The organism is Candidatus Tisiphia endosymbiont of Beris chalybata, assembly GCF_964026555.1.
GTDB lineage: Bacteria > Pseudomonadota > Alphaproteobacteria > Rickettsiales > Rickettsiaceae > Tisiphia.
On the sequence record NZ_OZ032159.1, the window covers coordinates 942739 to 963290 of the forward strand.

Consider the following 20552-nt stretch of genomic DNA (forward strand, 5'->3'; position numbering starts at 1 on the left):
CTTTATAGTTTCAACTTGGCAGATACGAGCTGCAAAAAATCGTTTTCTACCTTCAATTTGCCAATAGTTGCATGCAGTTTCTCTATTTCGCTTGTAGAACTAGAGGAATTACCGTTTTCATAGCTAAACTTAAAAATATCAGCACCATTTTCCAAAAATTGTTTCTTCCACCTTGTCATTACCGACCTTGGAACTTGATATTTTGAGATTATTTCAGCAATACTCAAATCTCCTCGGATCATCTCTAGCGATACTTTAAACTTAAATTCTTTACTGTAACTTTTTGGCTTACTCATTTTCGACTGCTCCTATTTTATATTTATTTTAACATAAAATAGTCTCTCTATCACTGCTCTAGTTTTCGGGGCGCATTACGAACATTGTCATTATCAAAAAATCTGTAAGCGGCCTTTACTTCCGGCCAGCCCTTAAAACTACTATTAATGCTAGCACTATGCTTACCAAAAAATGCTCCCAGTATCTCCTTAGAACGCTCATTTAACCTCGCATCTCCTAAATCAATAGAATCTAATCCCTCTTCTACCCACCGCTCCATTTGGTTAAACCTCTCTACTTATTATGAACCTCTTGTTAGCAGATTCTTTACCTCTTTGCAATCTTCTCCTTACTTGTGGGTAAAGATATGACAACTAAGTACGTGAGCAGCCTCGATTTTTAGGGCACGACGACCCAATTCTTGAAGTTCAGCGAGTATACTAGTTACTAGCCTCTTCTGCTATTTCTATCGCGCCTAATAGATTCATAAAATCGTGACGCTGTGGGGTATCATAAGCTGCAGTTGTTTCCGCTGCTTCCTGTTGCTGTGGGGAACATTTTGTTCTATCAGCATTATTGGATAATATATTCGCATCCGTAATTAATTTTACAAAATTTTTAGCTTGTGTATCGCCAATCGCAGGATTTTGTTTCCGTATTTCTTTAACTAATTTCTTTTCTTGTAAGTTATCTTTATTATACCCTGAGAAAGTAATAAGATTGTTATGAGTGACGAACTCATCGCCATTTTTCAAAAAATTTTCTTGTTGCTGACGGCTTTGAGTAGAAATTTTTTTAATAAAATATGTTACTAGGTCAGTATAATATTCTATTTCCTCCGGGGGTTCCTGCATCACCACAGCTTTTACTCTTTTGTGGCACAATATATTCTCTACCTCCTGCGGTAAGACTTTTTTTAGAAAATCTTTTTCCAAATCTGTTAGGGTTACGTCAGGGGCTAGATATTCCCATTTAGTGTAGACAAAATCAGTTATTTTTTCATTATTAACTAATTGTTTAAATGCATCAGAATTTTGTTTAAAAAAATTATCAATAAGATATTGATCTTTATGAAATAAGTCATACCAAAAGCCGCCAGAAGAATGCAGATGTATCAAGTGAACAAAAAAATTTAATTTGCTGATATTTGTTTCCTGTAAAATAGTAAAGAGTTTTTCTACATCATTAATTTCTATTGATGGAACGCTAAAGGTTAAATTAGTAACCATCTCCCATGTTCTAGTAATAAGAGGCTTCATTATTATGAAATTAACTTTTAAGCTATGCTTATTGCTGGCAATATAATTTTTAATACTCACTTTAGCTCTGCTAGCAAAAGGGTATTCCCTTACCATATCATCATGTTGTTTTGACATTTTGCCCTCGAATATGATCGGTGTTGAATAAAATTTTGAATATTCTCTATTTTTAATATAGCAGTATTTTGTTAATTAAGCAACTTTAAGTTTATTTTTATCTGTAAAATTCTATTTTAACAGTTCATTAGATATACTATTTTGTATTAAAGAATTCTGTGGAACAAAAGAGTAGGCTAGGGCTTATTCTTGCGACTATTTAAATTACTCCGATAACTTTCCACATGTTTATTGTGCTGGCTAATATTGCTAGAAAAGTTATGCCCCCCCTCACTATTCACCACGAAATATAAAAAATCTACGTTAGCGGGGTTGACAACAGAGTCAATTGATTTTGCTCCTGGGCAAGAAATAGCCCCTGGAGGTAAATTAAAACATAATATGTATTGTACGGGGAAGGTAAAGTTAAGTCTCTCTTAGTCAGTGGCCTGCCCAGCTTCCCTTGCCCCAGAGTTAGCGCGTAAATAGTAGTTGGGTCTGCTTGTAATTTCATTTGTTTCTTGAGGCGATTTAAAAATACCGCAGCTACTAAAGGCTTTTCTGAGTCTAAACTGGTTTCCTTTTCTACAATTGAGGCTAAAATCAATACATCAAGTCGTGTTTTTAAGGGAGAATCAGGGGATAATTGCTGAATCGCTTTATCGATTGTTAAAGACATGAATCTGCGCATTTTGTTAATAATTTGTTCTTTTTGATCCCCATAGGAGTAATAATAGGTAGAAGGCATTAAAAATCCTTCAGGTATCACTCCTGAAATCTCGCCTATTTAAACGTCCTTCAGCGTTAATTTTTTTTATTATCTCACTTACGATTATTCCTTCAGGTATAATTAACTTGTGAATTACTGATTTCCCACTCGCTAATATTCTTAATGTCTGGATAGGAGAAATATTTTGAGTAAAAGTATATTCTCCGCTTTTTAATACGTGTTTTACAGAATATAGCTTGGCAAGTAGAGTAAATAAAGTAGGATATTTTATAATTTTATTTTCCTGTAATATACTGGTAATTTGCTCAACTGAGAGCTTAGATTTGATTATCACAGTTTTATCTTCTTTTAACCCTCCTGGCACAAATAAATAAAGTATAGTAAAATTAATTCCGCTGATTAATAAAACTAATATGGTAATTATCAAAGCAAATTTTATCCTTAATATCTTTTTAAACAATTTAATACCTGAAATATAAATGAAAATTATGAGTGATTCTATAACTATACTGTTCATAAATGAAGGGGTAGTAAAGGCCAATTTCAAAGAAGACGCTAGGGAAGATAACAAGGGCCCTGGGAACTGAGCATATGTGGCTTGTGGGAAGTGTTTGCTTAGTATATACTCTTCGCCTTTCAAGAGTTGTTTTTTCATTAGACCTCCTGCATAAGCAGATCTAGTTGGTGATTTTGTCGTCAAAACTTGCTTCCGCTCTGTAACAATCGTCTATGTGCGCAGCTCGGCTCAGCTTCGTTTTTTCTAAAAATCCCTTAACTATTTTCGGCTTATGCAGGAAGTCTAGTATAGTATAGTACCAGGCAAGATATTCTCTCCCGCAGAAACTCATCAACATATAATATTTTTCTTCCTTGCTGTTGTAATTTAGTGATTTTCAATATCCCTTCACCACACGCCACAAACAACTTATCATTTAATACCGTACCAGGCACCGCCTGACTTTCTATGTTATCGTACTCCGCCTCCAAAATTTTTATGATTTTACCATTATATTCAAAATACACTCCAGGCCAGGGATTCATCCCGCGAATTTTACAATCTATCTTATAGGCACTATCGCACCAATCAATTTTTCCTTCTTCTTTCTTAAGTTTAGGCGCATAAGTAACGTTTTCTGTGCTTTGAACTATTCTCGGTAAAGCAGCAACATTATCTAGAACATTTAGTAATAAATGCGCTCCTATTGTTGCACATTTAGCTTGTAAAAGCGGCAAGGTTACACGAGTAGGTAACATAAAAGAATGCTGTAATATAATATCGCCTGTATCAAAACCTTCATCCATCTGTATTATACAAACTGCTGTAGTCTGATCGCCGGCTATAATAGTATGTTGTAGTGGGGCTGCCCCTCGATGCCTTGGTAAGCTTGAGGGATGGATATTAAGGCATCCATATTTCTTGGATTCAAGGATTACTTTGGGAATTAAAAAGCCATAAGCTACTACTATGATTACTTCAGCCTCAATTGAGGTAATTAACTCTACTACTTCCTTACTTCTTAAGGTGACAGGGTTGTAAACTGGAATATCATATTGTAATGCTATCTTATGCACAGGAGAGGCTGCCTCTTTTAATCCTCTTCCTTGGGATTTAGGCGGTTGAGTAAATACCGCAACCACTTTATGCTGGGGGGCCTCGATTAATTGTTGTAGGGTAGGTACCGCAAATTCTGGGGTACCCATAAAGATTACTTTCACACAATATTATTTTTAAGTTTTTTTAATTTACGTAAGGCTACATCTTTTTTTAGTACACTTAAATAATCAACTAATAACCTACCATCCAAATGCTCCATTTCATGCTGTATCACTCTAGCTAGCCAACCACTAGCATTTAATACTTGCCTATTATTATTATAATCTAAGTACTGGATACTGATCGACTCCGCTCTAGCCACCTCCACCAGTTGGCCTGGTAAAGAGAGACACCCTTCAGCAGCTACAACTAATTCTTTTGACTTAGCAATTATTTCTGGATCTGCAATAAATAATGGATAAAAGCCCAGTTCTCTGATCAGATCATCATTATCCTGTAAGTCAATTGTTAAGACACATTTATGGACACCAACTTGTACCGCAGCTAGCCCTACCCCTCGATCATGATACATAGTCTCTAGCATATCATCCATTAATTTTCTTATATTATCCGTTACTTCTCCTACTAAAATGGATTTGTGTTTCAACCTTGGATCGGGAGCAGTAACAATAGGTAATACAGCCATAACTTTCCTACATCATCAACTTGATTATAATAATAAACCTCTTTCGCAACCCTATTCCTGCTGGTAATTTACGCTCCGATTCGGGTGATTTATCCAATGACGACTATAGGCATAGAAAGAAGGGTTTTTGTAATCGTCTTTTTTATAAGTTAGTTCCTTACCATCTAAATCTACAATATTACCGCCATTTGCTCTAATTAGAGCATGTCCAGCAGCAATATCCCACTCCATAGTTGGGCCAAATTTAGGATAAATATCACATTCTCCTGCAGCTACTAAACATAACTTAATCGAGCTAGGAATACTTACTACTTCTGTAATAAGATGTTTCGCAAGAAAATTCTTGGTATCTATATTGGACGAATGAGAACTTAATACTGCGTTACAATAATTTTTCGGTAAAGTATCAAGTTTTTCTTCTATACCGTTTTGTTCAATCCTTAAAGAATTATTATGATCGGTATAATATAGTCTATGCATTGATGGTTGATAAATTAAGCCAATTGTAGGTGTGCCATTTTCTATCAGCCCAATGTTTATAGTATATATATCATCTCCTTTTATATAGCTTTTAGTGCCATCAATTGGGTCAATTAACCAAAAACTATTTTCAGTTAAGGTAATTATCTCTCGCTCCTCGCAAATTATTGCTATATCGGGAGTTAGCCTTACTAAATTTTTATATATAAACTCACTAACTTCTATATCCCCATTTGTTACCGGAGAGTTATCCTCCTTATAAGAAACCCTTAGCCCTAGTTCCCTTTTAAGCAAGGCAATTTCCCCAGCTTCAATAATTAAATTTTTTAAAGATTCAACTAATTTCTCCATTGATTATTATATACTCCTGTAGGCTACAAAGTTGAGGACATATTTTATTCTAGCACTTATTATTTCTGGTTCTGTAAAGGTTTTTAGGTAATGGTCGATTTCGTCGTTATTGTCGTTCTCGAATCCTCACATACATTTAGTACGCTGGGATTCTGTGAGCAAAATACCTATAAATCTACTCATTACATAGAAACCTTCACAGAACCTATTGGCTGGCAGTTAATCAGTATAAAAATCGAACTTATTTTGTATATTCACTGTAATTTGGCCTATTATACTCATTTCTTTGATTTCAGGTGGTATATGCTCTATTTCTGGATATGGAATACGCGTTTGAAATGATAGTTTCTCACTATCATATTTATTAGGCGCCGTGACTAAGTTACTCTGCTGTTTATATAGCTCTGCGATGTAAGCGGCCATTTCAGAATGTATAGTAGGGATATCTTGTTTATTGCTAAAACCTACCCCCACCACCTTAAGGTTATACCCTTTTATGTGATGCTCCTCTAATACGGCATTTACTGTGGTAGCTATACCTAATTCTTGCCGTTTAATATAAGGTTGATTACTTATCAATAAAATACCAAAATCTTTTTGCTCGCCAAATTCTCCCTTAAGAATTTTTTCAATAAAAAGCTTTGCAGCATCACGGGCAGTACTTATAGTGTTAGGTCGTTGATTATTTATAGATAAAGTATCTATTATAGTAGCTTTACTGTTAAGAAAATTATTGATTAAATCAATGCTCATTAAGCTTTCAGTCAGCTTTTTGCTTTGAGAATTTGCATAATTGGGATAAACCCTTCCAGGAAAAAGCCCTTTTGGACATTCTTGAAGCTGTTGATATTCAATAAATGGTTTATCTTGGTCCAGTTTAATATTATTGTTATCAGCTAATGAGCTTATATATTCCTTGCCTTCTTTAGTGCGGTCATTATTTTCGCCTATTGCTAACGCAATGTCTAAATTATTAATATCAAGCTTTTTATTATAAGCATTTAATAGCTGCTGGTATACTTTAGGATCAATCCCATCAAGATTAGCCCATAATGGCCTTTCTCCTGCTAGAACTATAGTGTCTCCTTTTATTTTCATCTGCTCGTATAATTTATTATAATAAAATATACGTGCTAATAAGCCTATTCGTGAGGCACCTGCAATCCATGCTTCGTCATATTCTTGGGCGTTAGGGAAGATTTCATCAATAAGGCCTAATTCTTTAGCCGCTTTAATATATTGTTCTTTATATTTATCCATCCAATCTTCTTGCGTCAGCTCATTACGTTCTTGCCCTGCTTTACGATTAAAAGCATTTTGTGCGACATATAACATCCAGGCTTTCACATCTTCTACTTCTATTTTAGTATTATCTTTAAATAAGTTTTTCCGTAATAATTTAAGATTTAATTGGCTTATATCCCCTTGTTGGGGAGTAGCATTCTTTAAGCTGTGCATAATAGAATGAAATATTTCTTCAGGATTATCTGTTTTATAAAACAATAATAAATCATTCCATAGTTTAGTTGGCTTAAAATAGCCCGCTAAATGGAAAATTTTTAATAAAGCTTCTTGCTGGCTTTTATTTAATGATAATTCTTGAGCTGCTAATTCAAATTTAGATGGTGTGACTGAATGTTTATACACCCCGAAGGTAAACCCTAGAGGGATTCCGATAAGAGAGATAGTTAAGAATGCTTTAGTAATAGGTCTAGTCATAAAATAGCATCTTTTAATTAATAATATTAAACTTCAAATTAATTGAGTTCATAAGCCCAAAGCTTTGGGATTCCTATACCTCACCCAAATATCCACTAATAATTTAGTAATGATTATTGCAGAGAACATAGAAGAAATTATCCCGATAGTTAAAGTAACTGCAAAACCTTTTATAGCTCCGCTACCAAATATGTACAACAGAAGAGCTGCTATTAAAGTAGTGATATTAGAATCCAGAATTGTTGAAAAAGCCGACTTAAAACCTATATTGATGGCAAATAAATTAGAAGTACCTTTAACTACTTCTTCTCTTATTCGTTCGTATATAAGTACATTAGCATCCACTGCCATACCAATTGTTAATATTATACCTGCAATACCTGGTAAAGTTAAAGTGGCTTGAAAAAGGGATAATAACGCTACCATGTAAAGTAAAGCTAATATTAGGGCTATATTAGCAAAAACACCTAAAATCCCATATGACCATACCATAAATATTACTACACTAGCAAAACCAATTATTCCGGCTTTCATCCCTGCTGCTATAGAATCTACCCCAAGATTTGGCCCAATAGTTCTTTCCTCTATTATCTTTAATGAGGTAGGTAAGCATCCTGCTCGCAGTAGTAATGCTAATTCATTAGCTGATTCAACAGTGAAATTTCCTGAGATTATCCCGTTTCCTCCAAGAATTGGCTCATTAATTACGGGGGCGCTTAATAATTTATTATCAAGCACAATAGCTAGTCTTTTACCAGCGTTATTTTTAGTGATTTCTGCAAATAATTTACTACCTATATTGTGGAAAGAAAAAGCTACCACGGCTTGAGAATTTTGATTAAAAGAAGCGTAAGCATTAGTTAATTGATTGCCAGTAATAACAGCTTTTTTCTTGATCGCAAGATAATATTCTTCTTTATTATTCTCTCCCTTTACTAAAATTGTGCCTGTAGGAATGAAGGCCTTGCTTATTTGAGTTGGATTGACAGTTTCATCCACTAAATGAAATGTTAATTTTCCAGTTTTACCCAGAATATTCTTAAGGTGCTGCGGGTTTTCTTCACCTGGCACTTGTAATAATATGTGATTATCTCCTTGCCTTTGAATACTTGGTTCTTTAGTACCGGTAGGGTCAACTCTCATTCTTATTATCTCAATTGATTGGGCAATGACTTTATCACGTAATTCTTTCAGTTTTGAGTCAGGATAAGTAAGTTCTATATTACCATTATTCTCTTGGATGATAATTTCATAGTCTAGGCTATTAATGATTTTTATTACCGTGTTTAAGTTTTCTTGATCTCGTAATACAAATTGGATAGCCTGACCTTTTAGGGTAAGATTTTTGTACCCTATTTTTTCTTCTCGCAAACTTTTGCGCAGTTGATCACTCAAATTTTCCATTACTTCATTTAGAAAAATATCAAAATCTACATCTAATAATAGATGAGCTCCACCTTTTAAATCAAGACCCAAATTTACTTTATGGTTTGGTAATAATTTTGAGTTGATAGTAGTAAAGTTAGGTAAAGCGTAAATAAAAGCTATTATTGTAAACATAATAGAAAGAAATATTTTCCATTTATGAATGTTTTTCACCGTTTATTATCCTTTACTTTTTTATTTCTAATAACCTCTTGTTTATTATTACGGCTAGTAATATCTAGGATCGCAGATTTCAGAATTTTTACCTGAACATTTTCAGCTATTTCTAACTCTACGGTATCATTAGCGTCATTAACCTTATTCACTACCCCAAAGATCCCGCTATTGGTTATTACTTCTTCTCCCTTCTTTATAGTTGAAATTAAGGAGGCTTTTTCACGCTTTCGCTTTTCTTGTGGTCTGATTAAGAAAAAATAAAATACTATAAAAATTAATACCATAGGTACCATACTTGACAAGGCAGAATATGGGGAGGTTTCGGCTACTTGTGGTGTGGTTTGTTCTTCTTGTAGTGATATTATACCATTATCGGCATAAGCCCTGGCTAAAAACATATAACTCTCCTATATTGTACTTATATCTATTCTTTTGCTTGGAAGAATTGTTTTTTCGTATTGATTAACATCTATTTGTAGTATTAGGTCCTGTGAAGGAAATTTTACACTAGAATTTAGCTTTGCAGTATAAGTTGGTTATTACTCCATTTCAATAAATATTTTTTCTTAATAGACCTATATTTTTAAGGTGCTCACAAACCTTAGTAAATACTGGGCGAGGTAAAATTTCAACTGTAGAAATTTCAATATATTTATTATCTTGTAATTTGAGCAAAAACGAGGGAGAATAAAATCCTGGACCATCTACTTCCCTAGCAATACGAACAAAATTACCTATTATGTAACTATTACAATAATCGTATTTACAGATCATTCTTTTTGCTAACCTATTAATATAAGTATCATTTTTTGAAGTATAGGTAAGAGTAAGGGCAATGCTAAGCATTAACCTTTGACGATGACTGAAAGGAATATCTGAAGCTAAGATGAACTCAACAATAAAGTTAGATCGTAAGGTTTTATCAATATTTTTATTATGCCCTGCCAACATTATTACTAAAGTAATAATATCAATAGTAATGAAATCAGGCTTAATTAGGATAGGTTTAATAATATCGATGTAATCTTGAACTTTACAGCCATTTTCATCAAAATTTACCAAAGTTTTAATTCTTTCATAAATAATATTTTTTTGTTGTTCTTCAAGAGGAAGGTGATAAAATCTAACTCCTTCTTTTAGCCCATAATTTGAAATTATTATTTTTTTAGGAAAAAAAATATTTAACATAGCTTTAGCAACTATAACCGCATTAGGGTGTATTCTTGGCTCGTAGTAAAGTTTATCCTTATTACCATTAGTAGATAAGTTATCTAGATATAATTTAAAATCCTCGTAATTTATCTCCAGATTATGCAAGCTTTTAAGAGGATAACGTATGAACTTCATATACGAGCGTCCAATTAATCTTAACGCTCCTCCTATCAAATACAAATTAGGAAAGTACAACCCCTCAAATTCTTTTTTTATAATTTGGCTAATTAAATTAATATCATTTAAATGATTTTGAGTAATTAAGCTGGTGCCAAGAGGAAGTGATTTAAGAATACCTATTTTTCTGTCTTGGATGATTGCCAGCTCTAAGCTGCCCCCACCAAGGTCAGCAGCTAGGCCATTAGCTTCACTCACACCTGAAATTAATCCTAACGCCGTAAGATAAGCTTCTTGGTTACCCGAGATAATCTCAATATCAATATTAAATTTTCTTTTAATAATTTTTTGGAATTCCTCCGCTTTGGGATGGTCTCTTAAAACTGCAGTAGCAACGCACTTGATATCGGTTACCGCTAATCTATTAAAAATATGGGTTAAGTATTGTAGTACAAGATATGATTGATGTTTTATGTCTAAGTTGCTAAGATTAAGCAAATTAATGATATCGCTTTTAAATTTATCATTAAAAATTTCTGGCGCTCCAAGCTCATCGCATTCATAAACTACAGCTCTTATAGCATTGTAACCAATATCAATAGTGGCGGAGCGCATAAAATTTTGTTTTATACTCGAATGATCCCTCGAATATACCCCTTAGAGGTTACTTATTAGACTTCCTGCATAAATCAATCAAATCCTTAAGAGCCGTGATTTACTAAAATTATTATTATTCATTGTTAACATCAGAATCCTGTTGTTTTTCTTTGATATTATTATTTGGGTCATACGGTTTTTGAGTAGGTACAAAGGTAGGAGGCAATAACCTATGAGTAAAAAATCTATCTTCATAATATTTAATTTTCAAAGATTTAATAGGAGGGAAAGATTCAATTAACACAATCTGTTCCTCTCGTGGTAATTGTATCACTTCTTGGGGAAGAAGCAAAGCTCTTTGAACTTGAGATATATTCTGGGTTCTAGTTGAAATATTAAGATCAAAAAATATTGGTTTACTGTAAGATCGCTGTTCAACCGTTTTGTTACCTACTAATTGAGATATTAAATTAGCTGTTTCATAGTTATTAGCGGCAAAGGTAATACGATAGGTAGAATTTGACAAAAAAGAGTTCATACCCGCTTCCTCATAAGTACCTTTTAGCTGCTGAGTATCTTGAATAATTAAGAATAATCGTACTCTATATCCGCGGAAAAACGCAATACCTGCTTTAAATGTGTCCATTTTCCCTAATGTAGGAAATTCATCCAATACGAACATAACCCCATAAGGTTCTTCTTTTAAATTCGGCATTTTACGGCTTAAAAATTCTGTAGCTTGTTGGTAAAATACTTGCATTAATTTTTGCAAACGCTGAATATTATCCGGGGTTAAGCCAACATATACTGTGGTTTTCTTTTTCTTAAATTCAAGAATATTAAAATCAGAAGTAGCAGTAGCTGCGTCAATTAACGGATTGGCCCATAATTCTAGCGAAGAGTTCAGGGTCGAGATAACGCCTGAGCGTTCTTTATCTGCTTTTTGTAAGAACGCTGCTATATTCATATAGGCAACTGGATGTATTAATTTTCCTAAAGTATCTAATACTACTGCTAGATTATACACCACGTCATCACTACGCATTGTTCTTACTACTTCCCCAAATGATTTAATTTTTGTTGGATCAGCAATTAAATATAATACTACTCCTAAAAATAAACTCCTCGCTTCATTGTTCCAAAAATCTTTTTCTGGCATAATTAGATTTGAAATTTTTTGAACATCATCAACCATTTGCCCTGGTTTATTGCTAACCCAATCTATAGGATTATAGCAATGGGTTATCCCATCAGGATTTGAAGGTTCCCATACATATACTCTTTGTCCTTGCTTGGCGCGCCAACCGCTCGTTAATCCATGGTTTTCTAGTTTAATATCATGTACTATAACTGAATGTTGCCAGAATAATAAATTGGGAATTACAAAACCTACCCCTTTCCCTGAACCAGTTGGAGCAAATAGTAACGCATGTTGAAATCCATCAGCAACAAAATATCCCCCACTATCCTTACCAAGTAACATCCCATGTTTAGCTCTTAACCCAGCTCTTTCTACATCTTCTATACTGGCCCAGTGCGCATTACCATAGACCTTTTCTGGTTGTATAAAAAATTCTAATGATTTGATTCTTTTAAAATTTTTACAATAAAATATCACTATTACAAGCGGGGGAAGGAAAAAGCACAGTAGTAATTTAATCTTTAAATAATCATAAGCAGAAAAAGGAAGCTGGAACCACACATTTACTAACCATTTTGCCCATTTATAAGCTATATTTATTGCATTTAGGTCAATGTTTATAGCATAAAGGGTATTAGTAACGAAAGCTACTAACGCTCCACAAAGCCAGATAGTACTGAATATTACTAAAGGGTGGATTATAGAATGACCAAAGATATTACGGGTAATTTTTAGTATTTTATTCCAATCCATCTAATTTTCCTTATTTTTACTATAATATATTTCTGAAATATATCTTTTCCCACCACTTCCACGTTTTAATTGAATTACAATATCTACAACCGCTAATATATATTTTTTTATCTCTTCTGGGGGCATTCCAAGGCTAGCTTGCATGACCATAAGCTTAAGTTGCTCTAAAGCCATGGCAGGGGTATCAGCATGTAAAGTTGATATAGAACCAGGATGACCTGTATTAATTGCTCGTAAAAAACTAAAAGCTTCAGCCCCTCTAAGTTCTCCTACAATAATCCTATCTGGCCTTAGCCGCAAACAGGCTTCAATTAAGTCTTGAGTAGTAACTTTTGCCCGCCCCTGACCACCTTTAGATACGAGTAAATGCAATTTATTAGGATGATTTGTTAATATAACTTCCCGTGCATCTTCAACGGTAATTAACCTTTCACTTCGGGGTATTTCGCCCAGCGCAGCATTGGTAAAGGTCGTTTTACCGGTAGAAGTACCCCCACTAATGATAATGTTTTTTTTAGTTAATACTGCATATCTGATAAACTCTTTTATATTTTTTTCTTTTAAGTAGCTATTTAAAGTGATTGCATTTTCATCATTTATCTCTCCAATAGCAGTAGAATCAAAGGCCCCAAGCTTAGCATATTCTTCTAAAGTGAGATTCATTGTACTACCTTTTCTAATAGAATAACCTACTGAACCCGGTTCACAGGCAGGAGGAAATATTATTTGAATACGGTAGCCATTAGGAAGAGAAGCAGAAAGTAAAGGTTTCTCTTCCGAAATTATTTGATCAGTTGACTGTGCAACAAGTCTACCAAGAGATAATAGATGGTCAAAATCAAGTTCAGGCACAGATTTAGAAAATATATCTCCTTTCTTTTCAACCCATACTTCCCCAGGTTTATTAACCATGATTTCATTAATTCCTTCTTCTGCAAATAATTCTTTAAATGGCAATAAAAATGTCTCTAGGGCCGCAAAATAAGAAGTCATCTGATTAATCGTGATTTTTTTAGTAATTTTTGAGGAAAATTATAATCTTTATTCACGTAGATTTTTATTATGGTTCCCTGTTCGATAGTAGTCGAAGGTTTAAAATCTTGTTGCCCAATTATGTCTTTCATAGTATTAGTGATATCAGTAAAGGCTTGCTTAGAAGCAGTTTGCGCTTGGGTCGGGGTGCTAGTAACTGCGGTAGCAGTTAATAAAGTATTAGCTGCATTCGTTGCAGCAGTTATTAAAGCAGTAAGCCTTTGGCCAGAGGCAGTTCCTGTAGGATTTCTAGCAATAGCACAAGCTTGCATTATTGAGGTATAAGCCACAGAAGTCTTGTCGGTGATAGCGTTCATAACTTGAATACAGATCATATTAATTTTATTATCTTCATCACCTATGCCGCTATTAGCTTGCAATATGCTTTGTATATTATTAGCAGCAGCAATGTTTGTAGCTGCAGCTTGGGAATTAACAGGGGGAGCTACTACTTTGTCTAAAGCATTTGCTATACCAATATTAAAGGCAGATAGTAAGATAGCATTTGTCAGTCTTTCTTTAATTTTATTATCTACACGTCCCTGTTCCCCTTTTCTTCCTAAATTATCTACAGCTAAGGCATCTAGGTTAATGCTATAGCCATGGGATAAGTCAATACGATTCCATATTATCGCTATTCTACCATAAGCTCCACTATCGCCTAGGGCATATTGGCCAAAGATTTTGGAACCTTTGGGGATCAAAATATTTTTGTCTTGCTCAGAAAATACATCTCTACTAATTATTGCCCTTACTTCGCCACCAAAATTACTGTTGATTGCTGTTTCCAGCACTGCCTCAATTATTTTGCCACGAGCAAGCAATAACGACATATTTCCTCGTGTTTGAAAAGCTGCTTCTGCAGCAATTTGTTCGGCCGTTTTAGTAGGCACCTCCCCTTTGATCAACATTACTGGAGCTTTCCTTTTTATCTCTGTACGGTTTTTTTCTTCTTCACCTCGCACTAATTTTCCACTATTAGGCACAGGGATAGAGGAAAGCGGGATAGGGACTTCCCCCTGTTCTTTAGCAGGAGTAATAGGGAAAGGTTCAGTTTTAATTAATGGAGGGGGAGGAGGGAGCTCTATAGGCATCTCTAATTTAGGGGCGGCAGGTAATTTAGGAACTTCTCGCAGATTACTAGCAGAATCCTCTGCTGGTTTAGTCACATCCGTAGGAACAGGAGCAGGGGTAGAGCTGGAAATATGATCATTAAAAAAGAATTTAAAAAATATTACTAGACATCCAATGAAAATAAATACGAGAATTACTAAGCTTTGTTTAGGATTAGTCGCTACTTTGGATAATTCATTCTGAACTTCAGGAATTTCTTCATCCTCTAGCTGCTGGGAAGGAGCTTGAGGGCCCAACTTATTTTGTTCTGCCATAAATTATTGTTGTCAATTTAATAAAAAATATTTTACTTTTTTAAAATTTCATATTTCACTAAACCTGCTTCGAAGCTCGTATCGAACTGGAAATTTGAAAGAGAACCTCTCCCCAAGGCGCAGCGTACTCAGGCATGGGTGAACGCCTCCTAGATTCATCAGGCACAGTAAAGATTAGGCCTCTTGCGCAGCTCGCATCGCACAGGGAATTTGAAGAAGACCCTTCGCTCCAAACCCCAGCGTACGGTAGTAGTACGTAAGGATTTGATCCTAGATTCATTGTCCCAATTACGGTAGAAGTAGAGTTGCGAAAGAGGCCTAATCTTTTTATTCGTGCTCTGAAGCACTAAATCTTTGGTAAGAATTAGATTTCTTTTTGGGGTAGTAAAATCTCACTACATATACTAAATCTTTTTCTTGCCCTTCTTCTAACTCTTTTGAGACAATATCAAACTGGTAGGTTCTTTTATTAGTCATTATAGTCATGTTAGTTCTAATATTTTTCTCTAGCGGCTTAATAAATAATCTATTTCCTAAAGGAGTCATTTTCCAAGCATACGCTTCTCCTAAAATAATATTTTCAACTTCTTCGTTTTTGGCAAATTCTATACTTGATTGAAATCCATAATGCAATACTAACAAATACACTTCATTAGGGTTATGTATATAGGTCTTTATCCTATTATCAGTAGTAATAGAGAGGTCATCAGCATAGTTATTAAATGCATAAATGGTATTGATCTTAGTTATAAATAGACTTAATAAAATTATATTAAGAAAAAAAGATTTAACTGTTATCATCATCTACTCTATAGCCATTAATTTGAAATCCTACAGGATTAATATCCCGCTCTTTATCTGTTAATACCATGGGAATATACGCAAAGCTTACTACCGATATTTTATTAAACACATTTTTAGAACCCACGGTTTCATTAACAGAAAATCTGACTATATATTTATTTTCCTCTAATTTTGACCACGATTTAATTTTTAAATATGTCGTATTACCTTGAGTGCTATACTTAGCTACTGGATCTACATCTTTATCCTTTATGTAACCTAGATAATTATAATATATTGCAGTTGATGAAAGTAATCTAATAGTATTTCGTGCTTCCACATCAAAAGTAAGAGGATCATATGTTTCTCTGGCACTTATATATTTTTTAATAAAATATTTAGCCAGGCTTTCATTACCTTCTAACATGCTAGAGGATATAGGGTTTACAATTACCGCCCTGCCTGTATCATTGTCAACCTGAATGACAAAAGGACTAAATTCTCTAGAATTTACTATAAACACTACCGCCCCTATAGATATAATTATAAGAATTATTAATAATACAGATAATACCAATAAAATATTGCGTTGAACGATTAATTTGTCCGACCTTTCTTCATACCAATTTTTAGTAGCTCTCACCAGATTGCTATCTTGTTTAACTTCGTGCCCTGGCTGTAATTGAGCAGACGATTTTATTGTTTTAAGAATAGTACTTAACTTAAACATTTTATACTTAAATAATATATTTTTAGTGTTGAACAATATTATGGAACAATTTATAAAAAAAGGTAAATAAAAAAAATGTTTTTATATCACTTTTTTTAACATGGGCAGCGCAGGTCTTTAGAGCACAACGACGCCAATTCTTGAAGTTCCGGATACTCTATCTTACACAACAACAGCGTATATACTGTTCGTACTTCAAGAATTGGATTTTATTTTAAATGGCGAGCGCGCGCAGCGTACATGCTAGTACGTGAGCACGTGAGTCCATGATAAAATAAAAAAACAATTTTTGAAAGACGAGTAGTATACCGTATCTCCGCCAATTCCAGTAATACCATTTCCCCAAACTAATCATCACGGCTTCGTACTTCCTGATATCCGCTCCTTGCGTACTAATGTACGCTCCGGTGCAGGGCACCCATACTCCTAATACTAATTTAGTTTTGGGCAATGGTATTACTTACTGCTCCCTCCAAAAGAGTAAATCAATTTACCAATTATGGCTTCAATACTAACAGAGGATTGGGTATATTTTATTTGCTCGTTAGAAGCTAAAGTTTCATCAGACAATCCAGGAGTTACTGCGATATATTTACCTCCTAACAACCCACTTGTTACTATCGCTAAGCTAGTATCTTTAGGTAATTTTATTTCATTTTTGATATTAATAGTTAATAAAGCAAAAAAGCTTATCTTATCTAGGGTAATATTAGTTACAGAGCCGATTTTTACGCCCGCTAACATTACATCACTACCAGTAATGATTCCTTCAGCGTTTTGAAAAGAAGCAGTAAGGTTATACCCTTTTTCTGCTTTCGAGAAGCTTCCTATTCTATAAGCAAAGCTAAAAAACATTAACGCTATAATTATTACTGTAAATCCAACTACAGTTTCTATGAAGTGTTGTTTCATTGTTTTATTTACCTAACGGTTTCCATTTATTGTATTTACCTTTAACTTCATGCTTTTCTGTTAAAACATTTGCTAATTTTGTACCAGAGATATTAGGGGTGTACTCAAGTTGCCATGAGAACGGGTTATTATTATTTGGTAGCTCATCAATCATATAATGCAGCCAGCCATGCCAAAGCGGCGGTACTTTTGTCGCTTCTACTTTTCCGTTATAAATTACTTGCCTTTTAAAGCGTCCTAAATAATCCTGTTTTCTGCTTACATAATATTTATTACCAAATTTATCTTTTCCTACTTCTTTAGAAAAAATATAGATAAATAAATTATTTATAAATGACATTTGAGTATTTTTATAGCAGTTTCTTTTCCCTTCACAGCTAATTTATCCGCTGTTTCATTTCCTTTATTATTAGCATGTCCTTTCACCCAATTCCAAATAATATTATGTTTATTTACTTCAGTATATAGTTCTTGCCATAAATCAGCATTTTTAATAGGATGTTTATTGTCTTTATACCACTTGTTTTTTATCCATTTATTAATCCATTTTGTGATGCCAAGTTGTAAATATTGACTATCCGTATACAGCTCAACATGGCATGATTTTTTTAGTGCTTGTAGAGCTTTAATAGCTGCGGTCATTTCCATACGATTATTAGTAGTATTAATTTCATAGCCAAATATTTCTTTATAAATTTTATCAAATTGCAATAAAGCCCCCCACCCTCCTGGCCCTGGATTACCTGAACAGGCTCCGTCTGTATATATTATAACCTGGGGTAAAGCCCTTTGATTAGAGCTATTTGTTAAAATATTATGAGCTTGTAAATTCATTAACTACTAACCAATTATTAATTAAACTGGTTTAGTAGGTTTACGAAACTTATCTAAAATTATTATGTTATCGGTGGTACTAAAATTATTTTCGTGGCTAGAAGCCGTAACGATATTTGTTTTTTTCCCAGTATAATTTAAAGCGGTAGATTTAATAATTTCCGGGACAAATTTTAGGTTATACCCACTATTAGGATCAGCAAAATTGGTAATAGCGTCAAAAGGTATATAGATATTTTCTTTAATATTATCAAAACTAACAGTTAGAGAAATTCCACTAGACATTACAGTTAAATCTTCAAATTGATATTGAATTACTATAGTTATTTCTTTAGGATAACATTTTTTTACTTTAGAGGATAAGACTACGGCCGGGTGATCGGTCCTATAAGAAATATATAAGACTTGGTTTTGTTGCAGCTTATTACTACAAATCCTTGATAAAACTTTTTTGGCAAATTCTAACATGCATTCATTAAGAAATTTCCAATATGAGATACTCATCTTATAAACTTAATATAAAATATAGTGAGGTTAGTGAAGGAGGTAATCTATATATACTGCATAGGAGTGTACTCACAGTTAATACATCCTGGAGACTTGCTAACAAAAATACCTAATAAAAATAACAGGGACTTTTCTGTTGCCCGGTAAGTCCCCAACCGCGCAGAATTATGCAGCAGCGAGTGCTACATTACCTGCGAAACGATCATTATTGTTTGCGTTTCTTTTTTGCAACCCATATGACTATGAAAGTCCGGCGGAATTATACCGAGTAAAGATAATCTTTTTATTAAGCACGTCGATCCTATTTCGCTCCCGCAACTTATGATACTTAAAAAATTCATTTTTAAAACTAAATGATTTAAGGAATTTATCATTCCGTACCGTACATGATGGTGGAAGCGCCGGGTACCGCCCCCGGGTCCGCAACCTCTATTCTAAATTACGTTTATTACTATAGTTGCATAGCAACAAGGTTAATGGTATCTCAATTGCACAAAAATGTAAAGGGCTATTTTAAGCAGGGCTGCCTCATATAAAAAATTATATAAGTAATATTGAATAAAAATTATTATAGTAGTGGTTACAAATAAGTGAGTGGTAACCATGAGAGAAGAAGAATTACGAGAAAGTTTTGAAGACTTTATTAATGGAATAAATGATCATAGAGTTGATAGGAATAAGCTTCATAGTGTGGAGGAGATTTTATTTTTGACTTTAACTGCAATTATTTGTGGAGCAGAAGGTTGGCGAGATATTGAACGATTTGGCAGGTTAAAATTAGAATTTTTACGTACGGTGTTTCCATATGCTAATGGAATTCCTTCTGACGATACGTTACGACGTTTTTTTCGAGTACTTGATCCTAAAACATTCAGCACATGCTTTACCGTTTGGGCAAGTAGCTTAAAACTTCCAAGTAGCACACATATAGCTATAGATGGGAAAGTGTCTCGTCATACATTCGATGGTGATAAGAATCCATTACATATGGTATCAGCTTTTGCTAGTGAATGTCGAACAGTGTTAGCACAAGAGAAAGTATCTGATAAAAGTAATGAAATTACAGCAATACCTAAATTACTTGGTATTCTAGACATAAAAGGAGCTATTGTTACCATTGATGCTATGGGCTGTCAAAGAGAGATTGCCCAAGCAATTATCGATAAAGAAGCAGATTACATATTATCATTAAAAGGTAATCAAGGAAATTTACACCAAGATATTAAGTTAGTATTTGCAGATAAAGAGTTGCTGAATGAATTGTCAGTTGATATCAATCAAACAACTGACGGAAGTGAGCATGGACGTATTGAAGAACGGATTTATCGAGCTGTTACTATGCCACAAGAATTACAGGAGCAACATAATTGGCCGGAGCTTAAGACAATTATAGAGGTTATAAGTAAACGAGAAATAAAAGGAGTTTTATCTGAAGAAACAAGATATTACATTAGCTCTTTAGAGCAAGAAGCAGTAAAAATCGGTATGGCAATCCGATCTCATTGGGCTATTGAGAATAGTGTGCACTGGATTTTGGATGTTAGTTTTAGAGATGATGATTCACGTATTAGAAAAGGTAATGCTCCTCAAAATATAGCTATTATTAAACACATGGCATTGAATGTATTACAGAAGGCTAAGCAAAAAAGGGATTCTATCAAGCAGCTTAGAAAAGCAGCTGGTTGGGATAATAATCAACTACTCACTATCTTACAGTATATTTAAGTGCGGCAGCCCTGCAGTTTATTACTGAATCTGTTGACTCGCTGGTAACTAATTTTCGTTCCTCTCAG

Annotated in this window: 19 protein-coding genes, 1 other RNA gene and 2 pseudogenes; 1 reads left to right on the plus strand and 21 read right to left on the minus strand. The window is 34.0% G+C overall.

Annotated features, from left to right (window positions below):
* Positions 1–2: 2 nt before the first annotated feature.
* The 21 genes and pseudogenes from AAGD44_RS04535 to ssrA form a co-directional block, all read right to left on the minus strand.
* Positions 3–296 (minus strand): hypothetical protein, encoded by a 294-nt coding sequence (locus AAGD44_RS04535; RefSeq protein ID WP_341763459.1) that lies wholly within the window; start codon positions 294–296, stop codon positions 3–5.
* A gap of 50 nt (positions 297–346) precedes the next feature.
* The gene (locus tag AAGD44_RS04540; protein WP_341763579.1) at positions 347–556 is read right to left on the minus strand and encodes a transposase DNA-binding-containing protein; all 210 of its coding nucleotides are present in this window, start codon (positions 554–556) and stop codon (positions 347–349) included.
* Between the two features lie 160 nt (positions 557–716).
* Positions 717–1652, minus strand: a complete 936-nt coding sequence (locus tag AAGD44_RS04545; RefSeq protein WP_341763580.1) for a hypothetical protein — start codon at positions 1650–1652, stop codon at positions 717–719.
* A gap of 176 nt (positions 1653–1828) precedes the next feature.
* A pseudogene (gene mltG / locus AAGD44_RS04550) lies at positions 1829–2821 on the minus strand (endolytic transglycosylase MltG).
* 339 nt (positions 2822–3160) lie between these two features.
* Positions 3161–4077: pseudogene (fmt, locus tag AAGD44_RS04555) on the minus strand (methionyl-tRNA formyltransferase).
* The gene (gene def, locus AAGD44_RS04560) at positions 4074–4601 is read right to left on the minus strand and encodes a peptide deformylase (protein WP_341763581.1); all 528 of its coding nucleotides are present in this window, start codon (positions 4599–4601) and stop codon (positions 4074–4076) included. Before def ends, fmt begins: the two are co-directional and overlap by 4 nt.
* A 51-nt stretch (positions 4602–4652) precedes the next feature.
* Positions 4653–5432, minus strand: a complete 780-nt coding sequence (locus AAGD44_RS04565) for a 3'(2'),5'-bisphosphate nucleotidase CysQ (RefSeq protein ID WP_341763582.1) — start codon at positions 5430–5432, stop codon at positions 4653–4655.
* A 219-nt stretch (positions 5433–5651) separates the two neighbouring features.
* Positions 5652–7151, minus strand: coding sequence for a hypothetical protein (locus AAGD44_RS04570; RefSeq protein WP_341763583.1), 1500 nt, complete (start codon positions 7149–7151; stop codon positions 5652–5654).
* A gap of 48 nt (positions 7152–7199) precedes the next feature.
* Positions 7200–8750 carry a protein translocase subunit SecD gene (gene secD / locus AAGD44_RS04575; protein WP_341763584.1) on the minus strand — a complete coding sequence of 517 codons (1551 nt, stop codon included), beginning with the start codon at positions 8748–8750 and terminating at the stop codon, positions 7200–7202.
* Positions 8747–9151 (minus strand): preprotein translocase subunit YajC, encoded by a 405-nt coding sequence (gene yajC / locus AAGD44_RS04580; RefSeq protein WP_341763585.1) that lies wholly within the window; start codon positions 9149–9151, stop codon positions 8747–8749. Before yajC ends, secD begins: the two co-directional genes overlap by 4 nt.
* Before the next feature lie 151 nt (positions 9152–9302).
* A complete protein-coding gene (locus AAGD44_RS04585) occupies positions 9303–10697 on the minus strand; it encodes a Ppx/GppA family phosphatase (RefSeq protein ID WP_341763586.1) in 1395 nt (464 codons plus the stop codon).
* A 115-nt stretch (positions 10698–10812) separates the two neighbouring features.
* Positions 10813–12573 (minus strand): type IV secretory system conjugative DNA transfer family protein, encoded by a 1761-nt coding sequence (locus AAGD44_RS04590; RefSeq protein WP_341763587.1) that lies wholly within the window; start codon positions 12571–12573, stop codon positions 10813–10815.
* Complete coding sequence (virB11, locus tag AAGD44_RS04595) at positions 12574–13566, minus strand: P-type DNA transfer ATPase VirB11 (protein WP_341763588.1); 993 nt, start codon at positions 13564–13566, stop codon at positions 12574–12576.
* Positions 13563–14993 carry a TrbI/VirB10 family protein gene (locus tag AAGD44_RS04600; protein WP_341763589.1) on the minus strand — a complete coding sequence of 477 codons (1431 nt, stop codon included), beginning with the start codon at positions 14991–14993 and terminating at the stop codon, positions 13563–13565. Before AAGD44_RS04600 ends, virB11 begins: the two co-directional genes overlap by 4 nt.
* Before the next feature lie 327 nt (positions 14994–15320).
* Positions 15321–15794 (minus strand): TrbG/VirB9 family P-type conjugative transfer protein, encoded by a 474-nt coding sequence (locus AAGD44_RS04605; protein ID WP_341763590.1) that lies wholly within the window; start codon positions 15792–15794, stop codon positions 15321–15323.
* Positions 15781–16506, minus strand: a complete 726-nt coding sequence (locus tag AAGD44_RS04610; RefSeq protein WP_341763591.1) for a virB8 family protein — start codon at positions 16504–16506, stop codon at positions 15781–15783. Before AAGD44_RS04610 ends, AAGD44_RS04605 begins: the two co-directional genes overlap by 14 nt.
* A 456-nt stretch (positions 16507–16962) precedes the next feature.
* Complete coding sequence (gene mlaD / locus AAGD44_RS04615) at positions 16963–17418, minus strand: outer membrane lipid asymmetry maintenance protein MlaD (RefSeq protein ID WP_341763592.1); 456 nt, start codon at positions 17416–17418, stop codon at positions 16963–16965.
* Positions 17419–17422: 4 nt separating this feature from the next.
* Positions 17423–17758: an NADH-ubiquinone oxidoreductase subunit NDUFA12 family protein gene (locus AAGD44_RS04620; RefSeq protein ID WP_341763593.1), complete on the minus strand. Its 336-nt coding sequence runs from the start codon at positions 17756–17758 to the stop codon at positions 17423–17425.
* Positions 17746–18252, minus strand: a complete 507-nt coding sequence (rnhA, locus tag AAGD44_RS04625; protein WP_341763594.1) for a ribonuclease HI — start codon at positions 18250–18252, stop codon at positions 17746–17748. The genes AAGD44_RS04620 and rnhA overlap by 13 nt, the downstream gene beginning before the upstream one ends.
* A 21-nt stretch (positions 18253–18273) precedes the next feature.
* Positions 18274–18756 carry a ClpXP protease specificity-enhancing factor SspB gene (locus tag AAGD44_RS04630; protein ID WP_341763595.1) on the minus strand — a complete coding sequence of 161 codons (483 nt, stop codon included), beginning with the start codon at positions 18754–18756 and terminating at the stop codon, positions 18274–18276.
* 124 nt (positions 18757–18880) lie between these two features.
* Positions 18881–19268: a transfer-messenger RNA gene (gene ssrA, locus AAGD44_RS04635) on the minus strand.
* 94 nt (positions 19269–19362) lie between these two features.
* On the opposite strand from ssrA, the gene AAGD44_RS04640 reads away from it, so the two are divergent.
* Positions 19363–20484 (plus strand): ISAs1 family transposase, encoded by a 1122-nt coding sequence (locus AAGD44_RS04640; RefSeq protein ID WP_341763535.1) that lies wholly within the window; start codon positions 19363–19365, stop codon positions 20482–20484.
* The last annotated feature ends 68 nt before the right edge of the window (positions 20485–20552 follow it).

What these genes read in the sequence shown, in the direction of transcription:
- AAGD44_RS04535 (WP_341763459.1), bottom strand. Translation starts at nt 296, where the DNA reads ATGAGTAAGCCAAAAAGTTACAGTAAAGAATTTAAGTTTAAAGTATCG.
- AAGD44_RS04540 (WP_341763579.1), bottom strand. Translation starts at nt 556, where the DNA reads ATGGAGCGGTGGGTAGAAGAGGGATTAGATTCTATTGATTTAGGAGAT.
- AAGD44_RS04545 (WP_341763580.1), bottom strand. Translation starts at nt 1,652, where the DNA reads ATGTCAAAACAACATGATGATATGGTAAGGGAATACCCTTTTGCTAGC.
- def (WP_341763581.1), bottom strand. Translation starts at nt 4,601, where the DNA reads ATGGCTGTATTACCTATTGTTACTGCTCCCGATCCAAGGTTGAAACAC.
- AAGD44_RS04565 (WP_341763582.1), bottom strand. Translation starts at nt 5,432, where the DNA reads ATGGAGAAATTAGTTGAATCTTTAAAAAATTTAATTATTGAAGCTGGG.
- AAGD44_RS04570 (WP_341763583.1), bottom strand. Translation starts at nt 7,151, where the DNA reads ATGACTAGACCTATTACTAAAGCATTCTTAACTATCTCTCTTATCGGA.
- yajC (WP_341763585.1), bottom strand. Translation starts at nt 9,151, where the DNA reads ATGTTTTTAGCCAGGGCTTATGCCGATAATGGTATAATATCACTACAA.
- AAGD44_RS04585 (WP_341763586.1), bottom strand. Translation starts at nt 10,697, where the DNA reads ATGCGCTCCGCCACTATTGATATTGGTTACAATGCTATAAGAGCTGTA.
- AAGD44_RS04590 (WP_341763587.1), bottom strand. Translation starts at nt 12,573, where the DNA reads ATGGATTGGAATAAAATACTAAAAATTACCCGTAATATCTTTGGTCAT.
- virB11 (WP_341763588.1), bottom strand. Translation starts at nt 13,566, where the DNA reads ATGACTTCTTATTTTGCGGCCCTAGAGACATTTTTATTGCCATTTAAA.
- AAGD44_RS04600 (WP_341763589.1), bottom strand. Translation starts at nt 14,993, where the DNA reads ATGGCAGAACAAAATAAGTTGGGCCCTCAAGCTCCTTCCCAGCAGCTA.
- AAGD44_RS04605 (WP_341763590.1), bottom strand. Translation starts at nt 15,794, where the DNA reads ATGATAACAGTTAAATCTTTTTTTCTTAATATAATTTTATTAAGTCTA.
- AAGD44_RS04610 (WP_341763591.1), bottom strand. Translation starts at nt 16,506, where the DNA reads ATGTTTAAGTTAAGTACTATTCTTAAAACAATAAAATCGTCTGCTCAA.
- mlaD (WP_341763592.1), bottom strand. Translation starts at nt 17,418, where the DNA reads ATGAAACAACACTTCATAGAAACTGTAGTTGGATTTACAGTAATAATT.
- AAGD44_RS04620 (WP_341763593.1), bottom strand. Translation starts at nt 17,758, where the DNA reads ATGTCATTTATAAATAATTTATTTATCTATATTTTTTCTAAAGAAGTA.
- rnhA (WP_341763594.1), bottom strand. Translation starts at nt 18,252, where the DNA reads ATGAATTTACAAGCTCATAATATTTTAACAAATAGCTCTAATCAAAGG.
- AAGD44_RS04630 (WP_341763595.1), bottom strand. Translation starts at nt 18,756, where the DNA reads ATGAGTATCTCATATTGGAAATTTCTTAATGAATGCATGTTAGAATTT.
- AAGD44_RS04640 (WP_341763535.1), top strand. Translation starts at nt 19,363, where the DNA reads ATGAGAGAAGAAGAATTACGAGAAAGTTTTGAAGACTTTATTAATGGA.